Below are 15,587 nucleotides of genomic sequence, written 5' to 3' on the forward strand. Positions count from 1 at the left end.
GACTAAACAAACTACTAGCTTAAAGCGAGTCTACGCCCAGGGCTACGGCTTTCTTCTTATATCCGCATCGACCGTATTGGAAACCGCCTTGCTGGCGGCTTTGGCAGGCTCCACTTTCAGGCCCGACTGCTCCATCGTAACGATCTTTTTCGCGCCTATCCCTTTGACCCGGTCCGCCAAATCCTGCAAAGAGTCGAAAGGGCCACCCCGCTGGCGCTCCTCCAAAATCAACTCGGCCGTGCGGGGGCCTATACCTTTAATTTGCTGCAATTGTTGAGCATCAGCCGTATTCAAATCCACCGCGGCAGCCAAGTTCCAGGGCCCCAATAAGCATAGGGCAAGCAGAAAGCGAAGAACGGACGCACGCCAACCTTGCATTGAGTGCAACCAGCGATGGGAAACGGGGGAAAAGATCAGGGAGGTAGACATGATAAAGGCTCCTTGGAAAGAAGCCTTTATGGTGCTGCCTGGGTGAATGCAAAAGCGGGCCGGAGACCGCATTTAGCCATGCGTGGCAGCCCGCATGGACGTTAAAGCCCTACTGCTTAGCGCAGAGCCCCCGACTGCAGCAGACGGCGTACGTACTCAGCGACACCCGTCTGTACATCGTGGAAAGGCTTGTCGTAACCAGCCGCACGCAGCTGTGTCAGGTCTGCCTGGGTGTGGCTTTGATAACGGCCTTTCAGATCATCGGGAAACGGGATGTATTGCAGAAACTGCTGCGTCACCAACTCTTCCAATGTCAGGGCAGGCAAGCCATCATACTCACGCAAGGTGTTGACGACGGTCTGGGCTACATCATTGAACGGCTGGGCACGCCCCGAACCGCAGTTAAACACGCCCGACTGCTTGTCCTGACCCAGGAAATGCAGATTCACCGACACGACATCATCAATAAAGACGAAGTCACGTTGCTGACCACCATCCACATAGCCATCCCAGCCACCAAACAAGAGCACATGACCGTCGCGACGGTATTGCAGCATATTGTGATAAGCCACCGAGGCCATACGACCTTTGTGCTGCTCTTGTGGACCATAGACATTGAAGTAACGCAGGCCGACCACTGGTGCACGCAGACTATCCAGATGACGACGCAGCACTTGATCGAACAGAAACTTGGAATAGCCGTAGACGTTCAACGGCGCTTCGTTGCTGAGGTCCTCGGCATACAAGGGACCCGCACCGTAAACAGCGGCGGACGAAGCATACAAGAGAGGAATACGCTTGGCCTGGCAGTACTCGAAGATTTCCAGCGTCACGCGGTAGTTGTTGTCCATCATGAACTGACCATTGCGCTCGGTCGTATCCGAACATGCGCCCTGGTGCAACACAGCTTCAATATTGGAGAACTCGTCGCGCGCCAACCGGGCACGGAAATCGTCCTTGTCCATATAGTCGGCAATTTGGCCATGCACCAGATTGACGAACTTGTCGCCATCGCTCAGGTCGTCCACCACCAGAATGTCAGTCACACCCTGCTGGTTCAGGCCTTTCACCAAATTGCTGCCAATAAAGCCAGCGCCACCGGTCACTACGATCATGCCAATTCCTTTGCCGTCACAATGGACGTACCCAATTTTCCGACCACGATACCACCCGCGCGGTTCGCCCAGCGCATGGCCTGCAACCAGTCCAGACCCGCCGCTCGCATCACCGCCAGCGTTGCCAATACCGTGTCCCCGGCACCCGAGACATCGAACACCTCTTGTGCCTGCGCATCCACATGCTCACGCCCCTGCTCGGTGAACAAGGTCATCCCTTGTTCGGAACGGGTAATCAGCAAGCATTCCAAATTCAGCTTGCGACGCAAATCTTGAGCGCGTCGCATCAAATCATCTTCATCTTTCCAGGCGCCCACGGCTTCCTGCATTTCCGAACGATTCGGCGTCAGGATAGTGGCACCTTGATAGCGCTCGTAGGTTTTACCTTTGGGATCGACCAGAACAGGAATGTTCTTCGATCGTGCCAACGCAATCAAACTTTCTACCTGGGCCAAAGCGCCTTTCGCATAGTCCGACAAGACCAGCACCTGATGCTGATCCAGCAAGTCGCTCATGTTTTGCTGCAACTGATCCAAAGCGCTGCTGGCCGGGCTTTCTTCAAAATCCACGCGCAGCAATTGTTGCTGACGCCCCAGCACGCGCAGCTTCAGCGATGTGGGCATGACCGGATCTTGCACCCAATGCGCCTGAACATGGTCCGCTTCAGCCAGTTCACGCACGGTCTTGCCCGCTTCGTCCTGCCCAATCACGCCCAAGAGACTGGCCTGGGCACCCAAAGCGGCAATATTGCGTGCCACGTTGGCGGCACCACCCAGACGGTCCTCTACCCGCCCCATCTTGACCACAGGAACGGGGGCTTCGGGGGAGATACGATCCACATCGCCAAACCAGTAACGGTCCAGCATGACGTCACCCACGACCAGCACACGGCTGGCAGCAACAGCCTCACCAGGGAAGGTCATCATTTCAGCTCCTCAAGGCGGCGAGGCGCATAGGTTTCCCAGGAGTTGCAGCCGGGACATTGCCAATAGAAATGGCGAGCCTCAAAACCGCAAGAACTGCAGGAATAACGATCCAGACGCTGGGTGTGACGATGTATCAAGGAACGCAGCAGGCTTAAATCCGCACCTGCAATAATCTGATCGACACCGACAGCCTCCGCGCCTTCGGTACTTTCCTTGCCCTGCCCTTGATCCTGGAGTTCAACTTCCAGCATCTTGTCCAGACCCAACAGAGAAGGATGGGCACGCAAAGCATCACGCGCAAACGCCCAAGCCTGCAAATGGCCTTCCTGTTCGCGCAGAACACGGAACAGCACATTGAAAATATCCAGGCTGGGATGCTGCTGATAATGACTGCGCAACATGGCAACGCCCTCTTCGCCCCGACCCAGCTTGCGGTAACTGTCCAGCAGCTCGGTCGCGTACAGGCCCACATATTCAGGCGCGCTGCTCAAAATGGAAACCAGGTAAGCCCGCTCCTGCTCGCTCTGGCCTTGCATACGCGCCACACGAGCACGCAAACCGGCAACCCGCGCCTGAGAAGCATACATGCCTTGGCCCGTGCCCAGCTTGCGAATGGCATTATCCGCCTCGTCCAAAGCTTTGGCGGCACGTTCAAAATCAGGCTGCTTGCCTTGCAACGCCCCTTCAGCCTGCTCACACTGGTAATGCACCAGTTGCGGCACAGGCTCATCGACCAAGGCACGCAAACGGCGCACCGCTTCAATGGCACGCGGCCAATCGTGCTCGGACTCATAAATACGGATCAAGGCGCGCATGGCCGGAATAGCAAAGCGCGTTTCACGCACCGCTTCAAAAGCGGCCTCGGCCCGGTCCAGCATGCCAGCTTTCAGGAAATCCTGGGCAATCTGAAACTGGGCATTTTCACGATCTGCGACCGGCAGATCAGCGCGCGACAGCAGACTTTGATGCACTCGGATGGCGCGCTCCATTTCACCACGACGGCGAAACAGGCTACCCAGTGCAAAGTGCAGCTCGGTGGTTTCGGGGTCCAGCTTGGCCACTTCCACAAAGGCGTCAATGGCACGATCCGGCTCTTCATTGAGCAGGAAGTTCAAACCCTTGAAATAGGAGTCCGGCAAGGTGCGAGTTTCGGACATCATCTGTCGAAAATCCACCCGCGCGGCGACCCAGCCCAAGGCAAATAGAATTGGTACAAAAACCAACCACCAGGTTTCAAAATCCACTGTTTACTCCAAGGACTTACAAAGGCGCCAGCGGGGCGACGGTCTCGGGCGCCACAGCAGCCGTATTCACGGGCGATTGCTGCGCTTGCTCCAGTCTGTCTTGCAGACGGTCCATTTCGCGGCGCAAGCGGTTGACCTCGCGACGGCGGCGCATCACCGCGCCCACCATCAAAAGCAGCCCCAACACCAAACCTAAAATAAACGCGGCCAGCATTACGACGATCAGCGGAACGTCTTGAATAATATGCTCGGCGAAAAAGCTGACTTGCACCGGTTCCGTGTTTTTCAGTGCGAACAGAAGCACGATCACAAAAACGAGCAGACGCAGTACCCAGACTAGATAGCGCATTTTTAGGGCTCCAACAGTGTTTTTATAATGTCTGATTGTACGTGCAAGCGGAATTTAGCGCACACGCAAAACAGGCCCTGAAAAGGGCCTGTGTAATCAGTATGCAAGTAGGTCTTAACCGTGACGGACTCTCGCATTGAGCTGCTCGAAGGCAGACGACTGGTCGTCTGCTTCGATTTGCTCTTGCTCGAGAAAGACAGAATCGACTCGCTCGCGCAATTCCTTGCCGGCCTTGAAGTGCGGCACCTGTTTACCAGGCACCATCACTTTTTCACCCGATTTGGGATTGCGCCCTACCCGCGGCGAGCGGCTAGAGAGCGAAAAGCTGCCAAACCCTCGGATTTCGATCCGTTGACCGCTGGCCAGGGCCTGGGTCATAGAATCCAAAACCGTTTTCACGGCGAAATCCATATCGCGCAGAGCCAGCTGCGGATAGCGGCTGGCCAACAACGCGATCAGCTCAGACTTTGTCACGCTGATTAACCGTCGTCACGTTGCTGCTGGTCCAGCTTGGCACGCAGCAGAGCACCCAGATTGGTCGTACCGGACGAAGCGCTGGCTTCGGTCAGGCGGGCCATGGATTGAGCGGTTTCGGCGGTATCACGAGCCTTGATGGACAACTGAATCGAACGGGTCTTGCGATCCACGCTCAAGATCATGGTTTCGATTTCCTGACCTTCTTTCAGAGCCGTCGTGGCATCTTCAACACGGCCCGAGGAGATCTCGGAGGCGCGCAGGTAGCCTTCAACGTCCAGCGACAGAGTTACAACAGCACCCTTGGCTTCCACGGACTTGACGACGCCGCTAACCACGGCACCCTTGTCGTAGGTTGCTACGAAGTTGTTGAACGGATCGCCTTCCAGCTGTTTGATACCCAGGGAAATGCGCTCTTTGTCGGTGTCGATGCCCAGAACCACGGCGTCAACTTCGTCGCCCTTCTTGAAGTTGCGAACGGCTTCTTCGCCAGTCTCGGACCAGGACAGGTCGGACAGGTGAACCAGACCGTCGATGCCGCCAGGCAGACCAACAAACACGCCGAAGTCGGTGATGGACTTGATGCCACCGCGAACCTTGTCGCCGCGCTTGAAGTTGATGGCGAAATCTTCCCATGGGTTGGCACGGCACTGCTTCATGCCCAAGGAGATACGACGACGATCTTCGTCGATTTCCAGAACCATGACTTCGACTTCTTCACCCAAGGTCACAACCTTGCGTGGGTCAACGTTCTTGTTGGTCCAATCCATTTCGGATACGTGAACCAGACCTTCAATACCGTCTTCCACTTCAACAAATGCACCGTAGTCGGTCAGGTTGGTAACCTTGCCGAACAGACGGGTGTTTTGTGGGTAGCGACGTGCCAGACCGATCCATGGATCTTCGCCCAGCTGCTTGACGCCCAGGGAGACGCGGCTCTTTTCCTGATCGAACTTGAGGACCTTGGCTTCGATTTCCTGACCCACCTGCAGAACTTCGGATGGGTGACGAACACGGCGCCATGCCATATCGGTGATGTGCAGCAGACCGTCGATGCCGCCCAGATCCACGAACGCACCGTAATCGGTGATGTTCTTGACGATACCTTTGACGATAGCGCCTTCGGACAGGGTTTCCAGCAGTTTCTGACGCTCTTCGCCCATGGAGGCTTCCAGCACAGCGCGACGCGACAGCACGACGTTGTTACGCTTGCGATCGAGCTTGATGACCTTGAATTCCAGGGTCTTGCCTTCGTATGGCGTGGTGTCCTTGACAGGACGCAGATCAACCAGCGAACCGGGCAAGAAGGCGCGGATGCCGTTGGTCATGACGGTCAGACCGCCCTTGACCTTACCAGTGATGGTACCGTTGACCAGTTCGCCGGACTCAAGCGCTTGCTCGAGGGACAACCAGGCCGACAGACGCTTGGCGCGGTCGCGGGACAGAATGGTGTCACCGTAGCCGTTTTCGAAGGCGTCGATTGCCACGGAAACAAAGTCACCAGCTTGAACTTCCAGTTCGCCCTGATCGTTCAGGAACTCTTCCAGAGGGATCAGTGCTTCGGACTTCAGGCCAGCATTGACCAGAACGTAGTTGTGGTCAATACGCAGAACCTCGGCGGAGATGACTTCGCCGCTTTTCAGGTCTTGGTTTTTAATGCTTTCTGCAAACAAATCGGCAAAGCTTTCGCCGCCCGTTGCGTCTGTGTGAAGGTTAGTGGACATTAAATCAATCCGTTAGCCAAAATGGCCATAAAAAACACACCAGGCAGAACCCGGTGGAGTGAACAAAGCCCGATCAGCACGGGATTAGGCTGTCGGGACCGCAATGCCCGACCAAAGGTCGAGCACCTTATTTACAACTTCCTGGATGCTGAGCTGGGAAGAATCCACAATGTGGGCACCCGGCGCAGGCACAAGCGGAGCATGAGTTCGAGAACGATCACGTTCGTCGCGCGCACGCAAGTCCGCCAAAAGACTCGTAAGATTAGCAGAAATACCCTTTTCGCTCAACTGTTTACAGCGTCTTTGGGCCCGCACCTCCGCATCTGCCAGCAAAAATATCTTTAAAGGTGCGTCCGGGAACACAACTGTGCCCATATCGCGCCCATCGCCCACCAAACCGGGGGCAACGCGAAAATCCCGCTGCCGTTGCAAAAGTGCCTCACGCACCAGAGGCAAGGCCGCCACCTGAGAGGCCAGATTTCCTACCTCTTCCTGACGAATGGCGTCGCTGACGTCATCGCCATCCATGTAGATATGGGGGTAATCAAAATGCACGTTCAGGCTCTGGGCCGCATGCTGGACCTGGGCCTCGTCCTGGACATCCACGCCGCGACGCAGGCAGGACAAGGCGGTCAGGCGATACAAGGCACCGCTGTCCAGCGTATGCCAGCCCAGCCGCTGCGCGACCAGGGAAGCAATCGTCCCTTTACCGGAAGCGGTAGGGCCATCAATGGTTATGACGGGAATGCTCTGCTCTGTCATGCCTGCACCAATTGTTCAAAAACAGAAAAATACTCGGGGAACGTCTTGCTGACACAGCCGGGATCCAGAATGGTGACCGGCACCGGGCCAAAGCTGGCCAGTGAAAAACACATGGCAATGCGGTGGTCATCATACGTTTCGATGCTGGCCGAACGCCATTGATCGGCGGCAATAGGATGCACAGTCAGCCAGTCCGGCCCGGATTCTACTGTTGCCCCCAGCTTGCGCAATTCGGCCTGCATGGCATCAATACGGTCTGTCTCCTTCACGCGCCAGCTGGCGATATTGCGCAAGGTGCAAGGACCATCAGCAAACATGGCCATGGCAGCTGCCGTCATGGCGGCGTCAGGAATATGGTTGAAATCCAGATCAAAGGCCTTGAGCTTGTCGCCCTTGGCTACGCACTCACCAGAAACGATCAGTTCATTGGCATGACGCTCGATACGAGCACCCATGGCTTGGGCCACATCCGCAAACTGAATATCGCCTTGCAGACTTTCTGTACCCACGCCCTGAATACGTAGCGGGCCACCGCCAATAGCTCCCAAAGCAATGAAATACGAAGCGGACGAGGCATCGCCCTCCACCACGTACAAGCCGGGGCTGACATAAGCCGCATCGGCGGGGACAGTAAAGCTGCTCCAGCCGTCGCGCTCCACCTGCACACCGAAACGCGCCATCATGGCCAGCGTGATTTCAATATAAGGCTGAGAGATCAACTCCCCTTCCACCTCGATACGCAAAGGCTGGCCCGTACGAGCAGTCAACAAGGGAGCGGCCATTAACAAGGCTGTCAGGAACTGGCTGGATACCGAGCCTTTCACCGACACACGACGCTGATCAGCCTGTACCAACTCACCAATCGCCAAGGGAGGATAGCCCTCTGCCCCCAGATATTGCACCTCAGCTCCCAGGCTGCGCAGCGCATCCACCAGATCCCCAATGGGGCGCTCGTGCATGCGGGCAATACCGCTAAGGTTGAAGCGACCACCCATCAAGCCCAAAGCAGCGGTCAAGGAGCGGAAGGCCGTACCGGCATTACCCAAAAACAGATCGGCATCGCGGTGCGCAAAAGGAGCCCCACCGTCGATCACTACCGTGCCCTGCCCCAGGTCCTGCACAGCCACGCCCATTTGCTGCAGAGCGGCTATCATGACGCGGGTATCGTCCGAATGCAGCAAGCCTTCCAGGCGTGTTTGCCCTTGAGCCAAGGCGGCCAACAACAGGGCTCGATTGGAAATGCTCTTGGACCCTGGCAATTGCAGTTGTCCGCTAGCGCGGCTGACGGGGTTCAAAACAAGACTGTCGCTTTGGCTCATTGCAAACCACTCCTACTTGCCCAAAAACGGCGCGCCAAGGCAGCACGCTCTAAAAATTCGTATAAAGCCTGACCATCCTGGTCCTGCAAAGCCTGTTCGGCCTGATCCAGGGCCTGACGTACTTCCTGCAATTGACCCAAGACAGCCTCGCGGTTGCTCAGGAAAATATCGCGCCACACTTCGGCTGATCCGGCTGCAATGCGGGTGAAGTCCCGAAAGCCAGTTCCTGCCAAGGCAAAGCGCTGATCCGAGTTGGCACTGGAGGCCACCTGCCACATAAAAACCGAGGATAAAAAGTGCGGCACATGACTGACCGATGCCAGCACTTCGTCATGCGTAGCCGGGTCCATCAACATGACCCGCGCCCCGCAAGCCTCCCACACGGCAATCAAACGCTCGCGTGCGCTGGCACTGTTTTCTTCCAGGGGGGTCAAGATGACGTTGCGACCGTCGTACAGATCAGCACGCGCCGCTTCGGGACCTACGGTCTCCGCACCGGCGATGGGGTGGCCGGGAACAAACTGGCTGATACGATCACCCAGCGCCTCACGCGCCACACTGACCACATCGACCTTGGTGCTACCTGCGTCGCTGATCAAGGTGTCGTCACGCAGATGGGGACGCAAGGTTTTCAATACCGAGGCCATGGCCCCGATAGGCGTAGCCAACACAATCAGGTCCGCTTGCTGCGCGGCTTGCTCAAGCGTGGCGACATCGTCAATCAGGCCCAGTTCTTGGGCACGTCGCAAGCTTTTCAGCTGCCGACCTACGCCCAGCACTTTTCCTACCGCCCCGGAGCGCTTGAGCGCCAGAGCCAAAGAGCCGCCAATCAAACCGACTCCGACGATCGCCAGCACCGGAACCAAGGGCGGCGGCGCCATAGTTTCTGATGACGCTATCATGATTAATTCCGTTCCCTCTCAGGCCGTCCATGCTGCGCGTATTGCGTGAAATAGCACGAGCAAAACCGGGATATTGATGCAGACTTTGCCAGATTGCCGCCCAAACCCCATCAAAGGATTAAAGCAACACGCAAAGCCTCTATTTTGTCTAGCCAGCTCTTGATGACACAGCGCACCAAGCAACTGCGCAAGACAGACCGAAACAAGCAGATCCTGTGCGAGCCACTCGTCCTGACAAGGCATGTCCTGAACAGGCATGTCCTGAACAGGCATGTCCTGAACAGGCACGTCCTGAACAGGCATGTCCCACACAGACAATAAGGCCTTGAGGGGGAAGCCCCCCAGGCCTTTCTTGTTGCTGATGCTTAAAAGTCGTTTACGGGGTAAGAACCCAGAATCTTGAAAAAGGCGACTTGTTTCTTCAGCTCTGCCAAAGCGGCGGCCATGGCTGGCTCGTCACGATGACCGATCAGGTCTACGTAGAAATAATATTCCCACTGCCCTGTCCGCGCAGGACGCGACTCCAGGCGCGTCATGGACACACCATGCACTGCCAAAGGAGACAGCATGTCATAGACAGCGCCAGCCCGGTTGGGCACCGCCAGAATGATGCTGGTCTTGTCATTGCCGCTAGGCAGAGACTCGATATTGCCAATGGCCAGGAAACGGGTGCGGTTGTGCGGATCATCCTGAATACCGGCCTCGACCACACCCAGATTCCAGGCGGTAACAGCCGTATTGCCCGCAATCGCTGCAACCGTAGGATCGGACGACGCAATGCGTGCTGCTTCAGCGTTGCTGGAGGCGGCCTCACGCAAAAGCTGTGGGTAATGCTTTTGCAGCCAGTTCTGGCACTGCGCCAAAGCCTGAGGATGGGCCATCACACGGGTGACGCCTTCCATCGTGCCAGTTTGGGTCAGCAGATTGTGATGCACACGAATCGAGCGCTCGCCCAGGACACGCAAGGGCGAGTTCAGCAGCAAATCCAGCGTGCGGTTCACAGCACCTTCGGTCGAGTTCTCGACGGGCACCATGCCTACTTCAGCCTGACCCACTTCGACGCTGCGGAAAACCTCGTCGAAGGAGTCACATTGCAGGCCATCCAAAGCATGGCCGAAATGCTCGTAGGCGGCCTGCTCGGAAAAAGAGCCCTGCGGGCCCAGATAAGCCACGCGCAATACGCTTTCCAGACCGCGACAGGCAGAAATAATCTGCCCCCACACCGCTTCGACTGCTGCCGGTGTGAACGGGCCATCATTTTCAGACTGCAAGCGACGCACAATACGTGCCTCGCGTTCGGGCTTGAGGATGACTTCCTCTGTATTGAAGTCCTGCTTGATCTTGCCCACTTCCAAAGCCGCACGAGCACGCTCGTTGAGCAACTCCAGGATCTGGCGATCCAGCTCATCAATACGATTGCGCCAAGGGAGCAGGCGCTCAGTTAAGGTATTAGCCATTCCGTCGTTCAAATTCAGTCATGAAATCGATAAGTGCCTGCACACCCTCCAGCGGCATGGCGTTATAGATTGAAGCGCGCATACCGCCCACGCTCTTGTGTCCTTTCAGGGAAGTCAGGCCTGCAGCCGTAGCCTGTTCCAGGAACAGGGAATCCAGGGACTGATCACGCAACAGGAACGGAACGTTCATACGCGAGCGATACGCCGGATGCACGGTGTTGTTGTAGAACTCGGACGCATCCAGAAAGCCGTACAAGGCCTCGGACTTGGCCGCATTGCGTGCCTGCATGGCAGCCACACCACCCTGGCGCTCCAGCCACTTGAACATCAGCCCGGCCATGTAGATCGAGTACGTAGGCGGCGTGTTGAACATGGACTGCTGCTTTTCAATGTTAGCGTAGTTGAACGCCGACGGGCACAGATCCATGGCATGGCCCAGCAAGTCCTTGCGTATCATCATCAAGGCAATACCGGACATGCCGGCATTTTTCTGGGCACCCGCGTAAGCAACCGACACGCGCGAGAAATCGATCGGGCAGGACAGAATGTTGGACGACACGTCAGCAACGACGGGGACATCCAGCTTGGGAATATCATTGAACTCCACGCCACCAATGGTTTCATTGGTGCAAACGTGCAAGTAAGCCGCATCCGGGCGCACATCCCATTGGGAAGGCTCGGGGAACCAGGTCCAGGGCGCCCATTCCTTGCCCTGATCCTGCCACGCCTGACCACTGGTACCGGCAACGTGGATATCACCGTAGCGCTGAGCCTCTTCGCAGGACTTGACCGACCAGCTGCCCGAAAGCACGTAGTCGGCCTTGCCACTGCCATTGCGCTGAATCAGGTTCAAGGGCAAAAGGCCATTCTGGCCTTGTGCCCCACCCTGAACAAACAGCACCGCGAAGTCATCGGGCACGGACAGCAAGCTACGCAAATCGGCTTCTGCCTCGTCACGTACACCCATATAGTCCTTGCTACGGTGGCTCATTTCCATGATGGACATGCCGGTGCCATGCCAATCAGTCATTTCAGCAGCGGCTTGCTCCAGCACTTCCAACGGCAGCATTGACGGGCCTGCCGAAAAATTCCATACACGCATTACTCGTTTTCCTCGCCGGAAGGGTCCGCCTGGTCTTGGGCGGAATCAAGTTGATTATCCTGCTCCTGACCTTCTGGCGCCTGACCCTCTTCGGCCAGCTCAGCGTCGACCTCGTCATCGGTCTCCACCACGCGGTACACACCAGACAGCTCGCTGTCATCGTCCACGCTGATCAAGGTCACACCTTGAGTCGCACGACCCATTTCGCGGATTTCCGCCACCCGGGTACGGACCAGCACACCCGCATTGGTAATCAGCATGATTTCGTCGGTTTCACGGACCAGCACGGCACCCACCACCTTGCCGTTACGGGCCGAGGTCTGGATGGCAATCATGCCCTTGGTGCCACGACCGTGACGCGTGTATTCGCCAATCGGGGTACGCTTGCCGAAACCGTTCTCGGTTGCGGTCAGCACGGATTGGGTTTCGTCTTCGGCCACCAGCAAGGCAATCACGGACTGCCCTTCTTCCAGCGTCATGCCGCGCACACCACGGGCTGCACGGCCCATTGGACGCACATCACCCTCATCAAAGCGCACGGCCTTGCCGGCGTCAGAGAACAACATGACGTCATGGACGCCGTCGGTCAACTGAGCACCGATCAGGTAGTCGCCCTCGTCCAGGCCCACAGCAATAATGCCGGCCTTACGGGGGTTGGAGAAGTCGGACAGCGGGGTCTTCTTGACCGTACCGCGCGAGGTCGCCATGAACACGAACTGATCTTCGCTGAATTCCTTGACGGACAGCACCACGTTGATCTTCTCGCCATCTTCCAGAGGGAACATATTGACGATAGGACGGCCACGCGAGTTGCGTGAACCTTGAGGCACTTCCCAGACCTTGAGCCAGTACACACGGCCACGGTTGGAGAAGCACAGCAGGTAATCGTGGGTATTGGCGATGAACAACTTGTCGATCCAGTCGTCCTCTTTCATGGCGGTGGCTTGCTTGCCACGGCCACCACGACGCTGGGCCCGATATTCGGACAGCGGCTGGCTCTTGATGTAGCCGGTATGCGAGAGCGTCACCACCATATCCATAGGAGTGATCAGGTCCTCGGTATCCAGCTCGGTGGCGTTGTGCTCGATTTGCGAGCGACGAACGTCCTTGCCAGTGGCCGAGAACTCGTCGCGCACGGCGATCAGCTCGTCACCAATAATGGCGGACACTCGGGCCGGGTTGGACAGGATGTCCAGCAAATCAGCAATCTTGTCCATGACCTCACGGTACTCCTGAACAATCTTGTCCTGCTCCAGGCCAGTCAAGCGCTGCAAGCGCATGTTAAGAATTTCCTGGGCCTGCACTTCGCTCAGACGGTACAGACCGTCTGTGTTCATGCCAAATTCAGCACCCAAATCATCCGGACGGTAAGCCTGACGGCCGCCCACAATGGCGCTGGTGTCGGCACGGGCCAGCATCTCGCGCACCAGACCGGAATCCCAGGACCGAGCCATCAGCTCGACACGGGCAACCGGTGGCGTTGGAGCCGCTTTGATGATTTCGATGAACTCATCAATATTGGCCAGGGCCACAGCCAGACCTTCCAGCACATGACCGCGCTCGCGCGCTTTGCGCAACTGGAATACGGTACGGCGAGTAACCACTTCGCGGCGGTGGCTCAGGAAGTAATCCACCAACTGTTTCAGGTTGAGCAGACGGGGCTGGCCATCGACCAGTGCCACCATGTTCATCCCGAAGGTTTCTTGCAACTGCGTGTTCTTGTAGAGGTTGTTCAGCACAACTTCCGGCACTTCGCCCCGCTTCAGTTCAATGACCAAACGCATACCGTCCTTGTCGGACTCGTCGCGGATATCGGAGATACCCTCGATGCGTTTTTCGTTGACCAGCTCGGCAATGCGTTCCTGCAGCGACTTCTTGTTGACCTGGTAAGGAATGGCGTCGACCACGATGGCCTGGCGGTTGCCCTTTTCCATGTCTTCAAAGTGTGTACTGGCACGCATGATGACGCGGCCACGGCCCGTGCGATAGCCTTCGCGCACACCGGACATGCCATAAATAATGGCGCCGGTCGGGAAGTCGGGGGCCGGGATGTATTCGATCAGCTCATCAACCGTGCACTCGGGGTGGCTCAGGCAGTACAGACAGCCGTTGACCACTTCAGCCAGGTTATGCGGCGGAATATTGGTAGCCATACCCACGGCAATACCCGAGCTGCCGTTGACCAGCAGGTTGGGCAGACGCGAAGGCAACAGGGCCGGTTCTTTTTCGCTGCCATCATAGTTAGGCACGAAATCCACGGTTTCCTGGTCGATATCGGCCAGCAGTTCGTGGGCGATCTTGGCCAGACGGATTTCGGTGTAACGCATGGCCGCGGCGTTATCCCCGTCGATGGAACCAAAGTTACCTTGTCCGTCGACCAGGGTGTAGCGCATGGAAAAGTCCTGCGCCAGACGCACGATAGTGGCATAGACGGCAAAGTCACCATGAGGGTGGTACTTACCGATCACATCACCGACGATACGAGCCGACTTCTTATAGGCACGATTCCAGTCGTTATTGAGTTCATGCATGGCGAACAGAACACGGCGATGCACGGGCTTCAAACCATCTCGCACGTCGGGAAGAGCACGGCCCACAATCACGCTCATGGCGTAATCGAGGTAGCTGCGGCGCATCTCCTCTTCAAGCGAAACGGGAAGCGTCTCCTTGGCAAAGGAATCCATAGGTCAATTCTTTATAGATATGGGTTAAGCAGTAAGCCAGCCGTAAACGGACAAGAGGAAATTCTAGCACTTTCACATAGAGGGACGCAGCGTAGCGAGGCGAGAAGGCGGGCGATATGTGATTGAAACGGTCGATTCGTCAAAAATCCATCGTCCACTAATCGTATCGATGATGGATTGAAGAAGCGGCCCCACCCTTTCCCTGTTGCCTAAAACCAACAATAAAAGGAAAGAACAAGGCTAATTCCACGCATCTTCACGAATCGTTCCCCGTCCCCCTCACGCATGTGGCCGAAATGTCTTAAGATTCGACCTAACACGCATGAAACCCAGCGCAAGCAAGTCTTTGTTCCGTTCAAAGGATTGCTATACTGGTTCCGTTAATCAGCGGCAGGGGTTCGCTGCGGTCACTTAACAGCATCAGCTCAACGAGGAGAAATATGAACAAACCCTCCAAAATCGCACTTGTACTCGCCATTGCCGCCGCATCGGCCACTAGTGCAGTTTCCGCACAAGAGTCCGGCGAAGTTAACAACTGGCGCAATCCGTTCGGCGACGTTTGGAAAAACGGCACCAACGAACTGTGCTGGCGCAACAACTTCTGGACACCTGCTACAGGTATTCCAGGTTGTGACGGTGTGCCCGTTGCCCAAGCCCCCGAAGCTCCTGTCGTCGCTCCTACTGTCACCAAAGTGACTCTGAACGCTGACACGTTCTTCGACTTCGACAAATCCACCATCAAGCCAGAAGGCCGCCAGGTTCTGGATCAAGTGGCTGACACCGTTCAGTCCATCGATCTGGAAACTCTGATCGCTACCGGTCACACTGACTCGATCGGCGCTGAAGCTTACAACCAGAAGCTGTCCGAGCGTCGCGCCAATGCTGTTAAAGCATACTTGGTCAACAAGGGCGTACCTGCAGACCGTATCTACACCGAAGGCAAGGGCGAAGCTCAGCCAGTGGCGTCCAACAAGACCCGCGAAGGCCGTGCTCAAAACCGTCGCGTAGAAATCGAAATCGTGGGCAACCGCAAGTAATTCTTGCTGCATCACGTATTTCTGTAGCTAAGGCTACAATTAAGGCTCCGCTTTTGCGGGGCC

General features: G+C 56.6%; 14 protein-coding genes. 1 reads left to right on the top strand and 13 read right to left on the bottom strand.

Annotated features, from left to right (window positions below; all coding sequences use genetic code 11):
- Positions 1–42 precede the first annotated feature (42 nt).
- The 13 genes from N879_RS07395 to gyrA all read right to left on the bottom strand — a co-directional run bounded on the left by N879_RS07395 (position 43) and on the right by gyrA (position 14,487).
- Positions 43–429: a ComEA family DNA-binding protein gene (locus N879_RS07395; RefSeq protein ID WP_009456007.1), complete on the bottom strand. Its 387-nt coding sequence runs from the start codon at positions 427–429 to the stop codon at positions 43–45.
- A gap of 116 nt (positions 430–545) precedes the next feature.
- Positions 546–1,544, bottom strand: coding sequence for an ADP-glyceromanno-heptose 6-epimerase (gene rfaD, locus N879_RS07400; protein WP_009456008.1), 999 nt, complete (start codon positions 1,542–1,544; stop codon positions 546–548).
- Positions 1,541–2,470, bottom strand: coding sequence for a D-glycero-beta-D-manno-heptose-7-phosphate kinase (gene rfaE1 / locus N879_RS07405; RefSeq protein ID WP_022983278.1), 930 nt, complete (start codon positions 2,468–2,470; stop codon positions 1,541–1,543). Before rfaE1 ends, rfaD begins: the two co-directional genes overlap by 4 nt.
- Positions 2,467–3,714, bottom strand: coding sequence for a lipopolysaccharide assembly protein LapB (gene lapB, locus N879_RS07410; protein WP_009456011.1), 1,248 nt, complete (start codon positions 3,712–3,714; stop codon positions 2,467–2,469). Before lapB ends, rfaE1 begins: the two co-directional genes overlap by 4 nt.
- Before the next feature lie 16 nt (positions 3,715–3,730).
- Complete coding sequence (locus N879_RS07415) at positions 3,731–4,063, bottom strand: lipopolysaccharide assembly protein LapA domain-containing protein (RefSeq protein WP_009456012.1); 333 nt, start codon at positions 4,061–4,063, stop codon at positions 3,731–3,733.
- Between the two features lie 114 nt (positions 4,064–4,177).
- Positions 4,178–4,537, bottom strand: a complete 360-nt coding sequence (locus tag N879_RS07420) for an integration host factor subunit beta (protein WP_009456025.1) — start codon at positions 4,535–4,537, stop codon at positions 4,178–4,180.
- 5 nt (positions 4,538–4,542) lie between these two features.
- On the bottom strand, positions 4,543–6,261 hold the full coding sequence (gene rpsA, locus N879_RS07425; RefSeq protein ID WP_022983279.1) for a 30S ribosomal protein S1: 1,719 nt from the start codon (positions 6,259–6,261) through the stop codon (positions 4,543–4,545).
- Positions 6,262–6,345: 84 nt separating this feature from the next.
- Positions 6,346–7,023, bottom strand: coding sequence for a (d)CMP kinase (gene cmk / locus N879_RS07430; RefSeq protein ID WP_009463907.1), 678 nt, complete (start codon positions 7,021–7,023; stop codon positions 6,346–6,348).
- Positions 7,020–8,342, bottom strand: coding sequence for a 3-phosphoshikimate 1-carboxyvinyltransferase (aroA, locus tag N879_RS07435; RefSeq protein WP_009463909.1), 1,323 nt, complete (start codon positions 8,340–8,342; stop codon positions 7,020–7,022). Before aroA ends, cmk begins: the two co-directional genes overlap by 4 nt.
- Complete coding sequence (locus N879_RS07440) at positions 8,339–9,223, bottom strand: prephenate dehydrogenase (protein ID WP_009463910.1); 885 nt, start codon at positions 9,221–9,223, stop codon at positions 8,339–8,341. Before N879_RS07440 ends, aroA begins: the two co-directional genes overlap by 4 nt.
- 386 nt (positions 9,224–9,609) lie before the next feature.
- Entirely contained in the window at positions 9,610–10,701 is a 1,092-nt protein-coding gene (pheA, locus tag N879_RS07450) for a prephenate dehydratase (protein WP_009463912.1), read from the bottom strand.
- A complete protein-coding gene (gene serC / locus N879_RS07455) occupies positions 10,694–11,803 on the bottom strand; it encodes a 3-phosphoserine/phosphohydroxythreonine transaminase (protein WP_009463913.1) in 1,110 nt (369 codons plus the stop codon). Before serC ends, pheA begins: the two co-directional genes overlap by 8 nt.
- Positions 11,803–14,487 carry a DNA gyrase subunit A gene (gene gyrA / locus N879_RS07460; RefSeq protein WP_022983282.1) on the bottom strand — a complete coding sequence of 895 codons (2,685 nt, stop codon included), beginning with the start codon at positions 14,485–14,487 and terminating at the stop codon, positions 11,803–11,805. Before gyrA ends, serC begins: the two co-directional genes overlap by 1 nt.
- Before the next feature lie 440 nt (positions 14,488–14,927).
- Here gyrA and ompA point away from each other — a divergent pair, with 440 nt between their 5' ends.
- Positions 14,928–15,524 carry an outer membrane protein OmpA gene (gene ompA, locus N879_RS07465; protein WP_009464175.1) on the top strand — a complete coding sequence of 199 codons (597 nt, stop codon included), beginning with the start codon at positions 14,928–14,930 and terminating at the stop codon, positions 15,522–15,524.
- Positions 15,525–15,587 lie beyond the last annotated feature (63 nt).

The organism is Alcaligenes sp. EGD-AK7 (assembly GCF_000465875.3).
In the GTDB taxonomy this organism is placed as follows: domain Bacteria; phylum Pseudomonadota; class Gammaproteobacteria; order Burkholderiales; family Burkholderiaceae_B; genus Alcaligenes; species Alcaligenes phenolicus.

Excerpts from the sequence above, each read along its gene's own strand:
- N879_RS07395 (WP_009456007.1), bottom strand. The coding sequence starts at position 429 with ATGTCTACCTCCCTGATCTTTTCCCCCGTTTCCCATCGCTGGTTGCAC.
- rfaD (WP_009456008.1), bottom strand. The coding sequence starts at position 1,544 with ATGATCGTAGTGACCGGTGGCGCTGGCTTTATTGGCAGCAATTTGGTG.
- rfaE1 (WP_022983278.1), bottom strand. The coding sequence starts at position 2,470 with ATGATGACCTTCCCTGGTGAGGCTGTTGCTGCCAGCCGTGTGCTGGTC.
- N879_RS07415 (WP_009456012.1), bottom strand. The coding sequence starts at position 4,063 with ATGCGCTATCTAGTCTGGGTACTGCGTCTGCTCGTTTTTGTGATCGTG.
- rpsA (WP_022983279.1), bottom strand. The coding sequence starts at position 6,261 with ATGTCCACTAACCTTCACACAGACGCAACGGGCGGCGAAAGCTTTGCC.
- cmk (WP_009463907.1), bottom strand. The coding sequence starts at position 7,023 with ATGACAGAGCAGAGCATTCCCGTCATAACCATTGATGGCCCTACCGCT.
- aroA (WP_009463909.1), bottom strand. The coding sequence starts at position 8,342 with ATGAGCCAAAGCGACAGTCTTGTTTTGAACCCCGTCAGCCGCGCTAGC.
- N879_RS07440 (WP_009463910.1), bottom strand. The coding sequence starts at position 9,223 with ATGGCGCCGCCGCCCTTGGTTCCGGTGCTGGCGATCGTCGGAGTCGGT.
- pheA (WP_009463912.1), bottom strand. The coding sequence starts at position 10,701 with ATGGCTAATACCTTAACTGAGCGCCTGCTCCCTTGGCGCAATCGTATT.
- serC (WP_009463913.1), bottom strand. The coding sequence starts at position 11,803 with ATGCGTGTATGGAATTTTTCGGCAGGCCCGTCAATGCTGCCGTTGGAA.
- gyrA (WP_022983282.1), bottom strand. The coding sequence starts at position 14,487 with ATGGATTCCTTTGCCAAGGAGACGCTTCCCGTTTCGCTTGAAGAGGAG.
- ompA (WP_009464175.1), top strand. The coding sequence starts at position 14,928 with ATGAACAAACCCTCCAAAATCGCACTTGTACTCGCCATTGCCGCCGCA.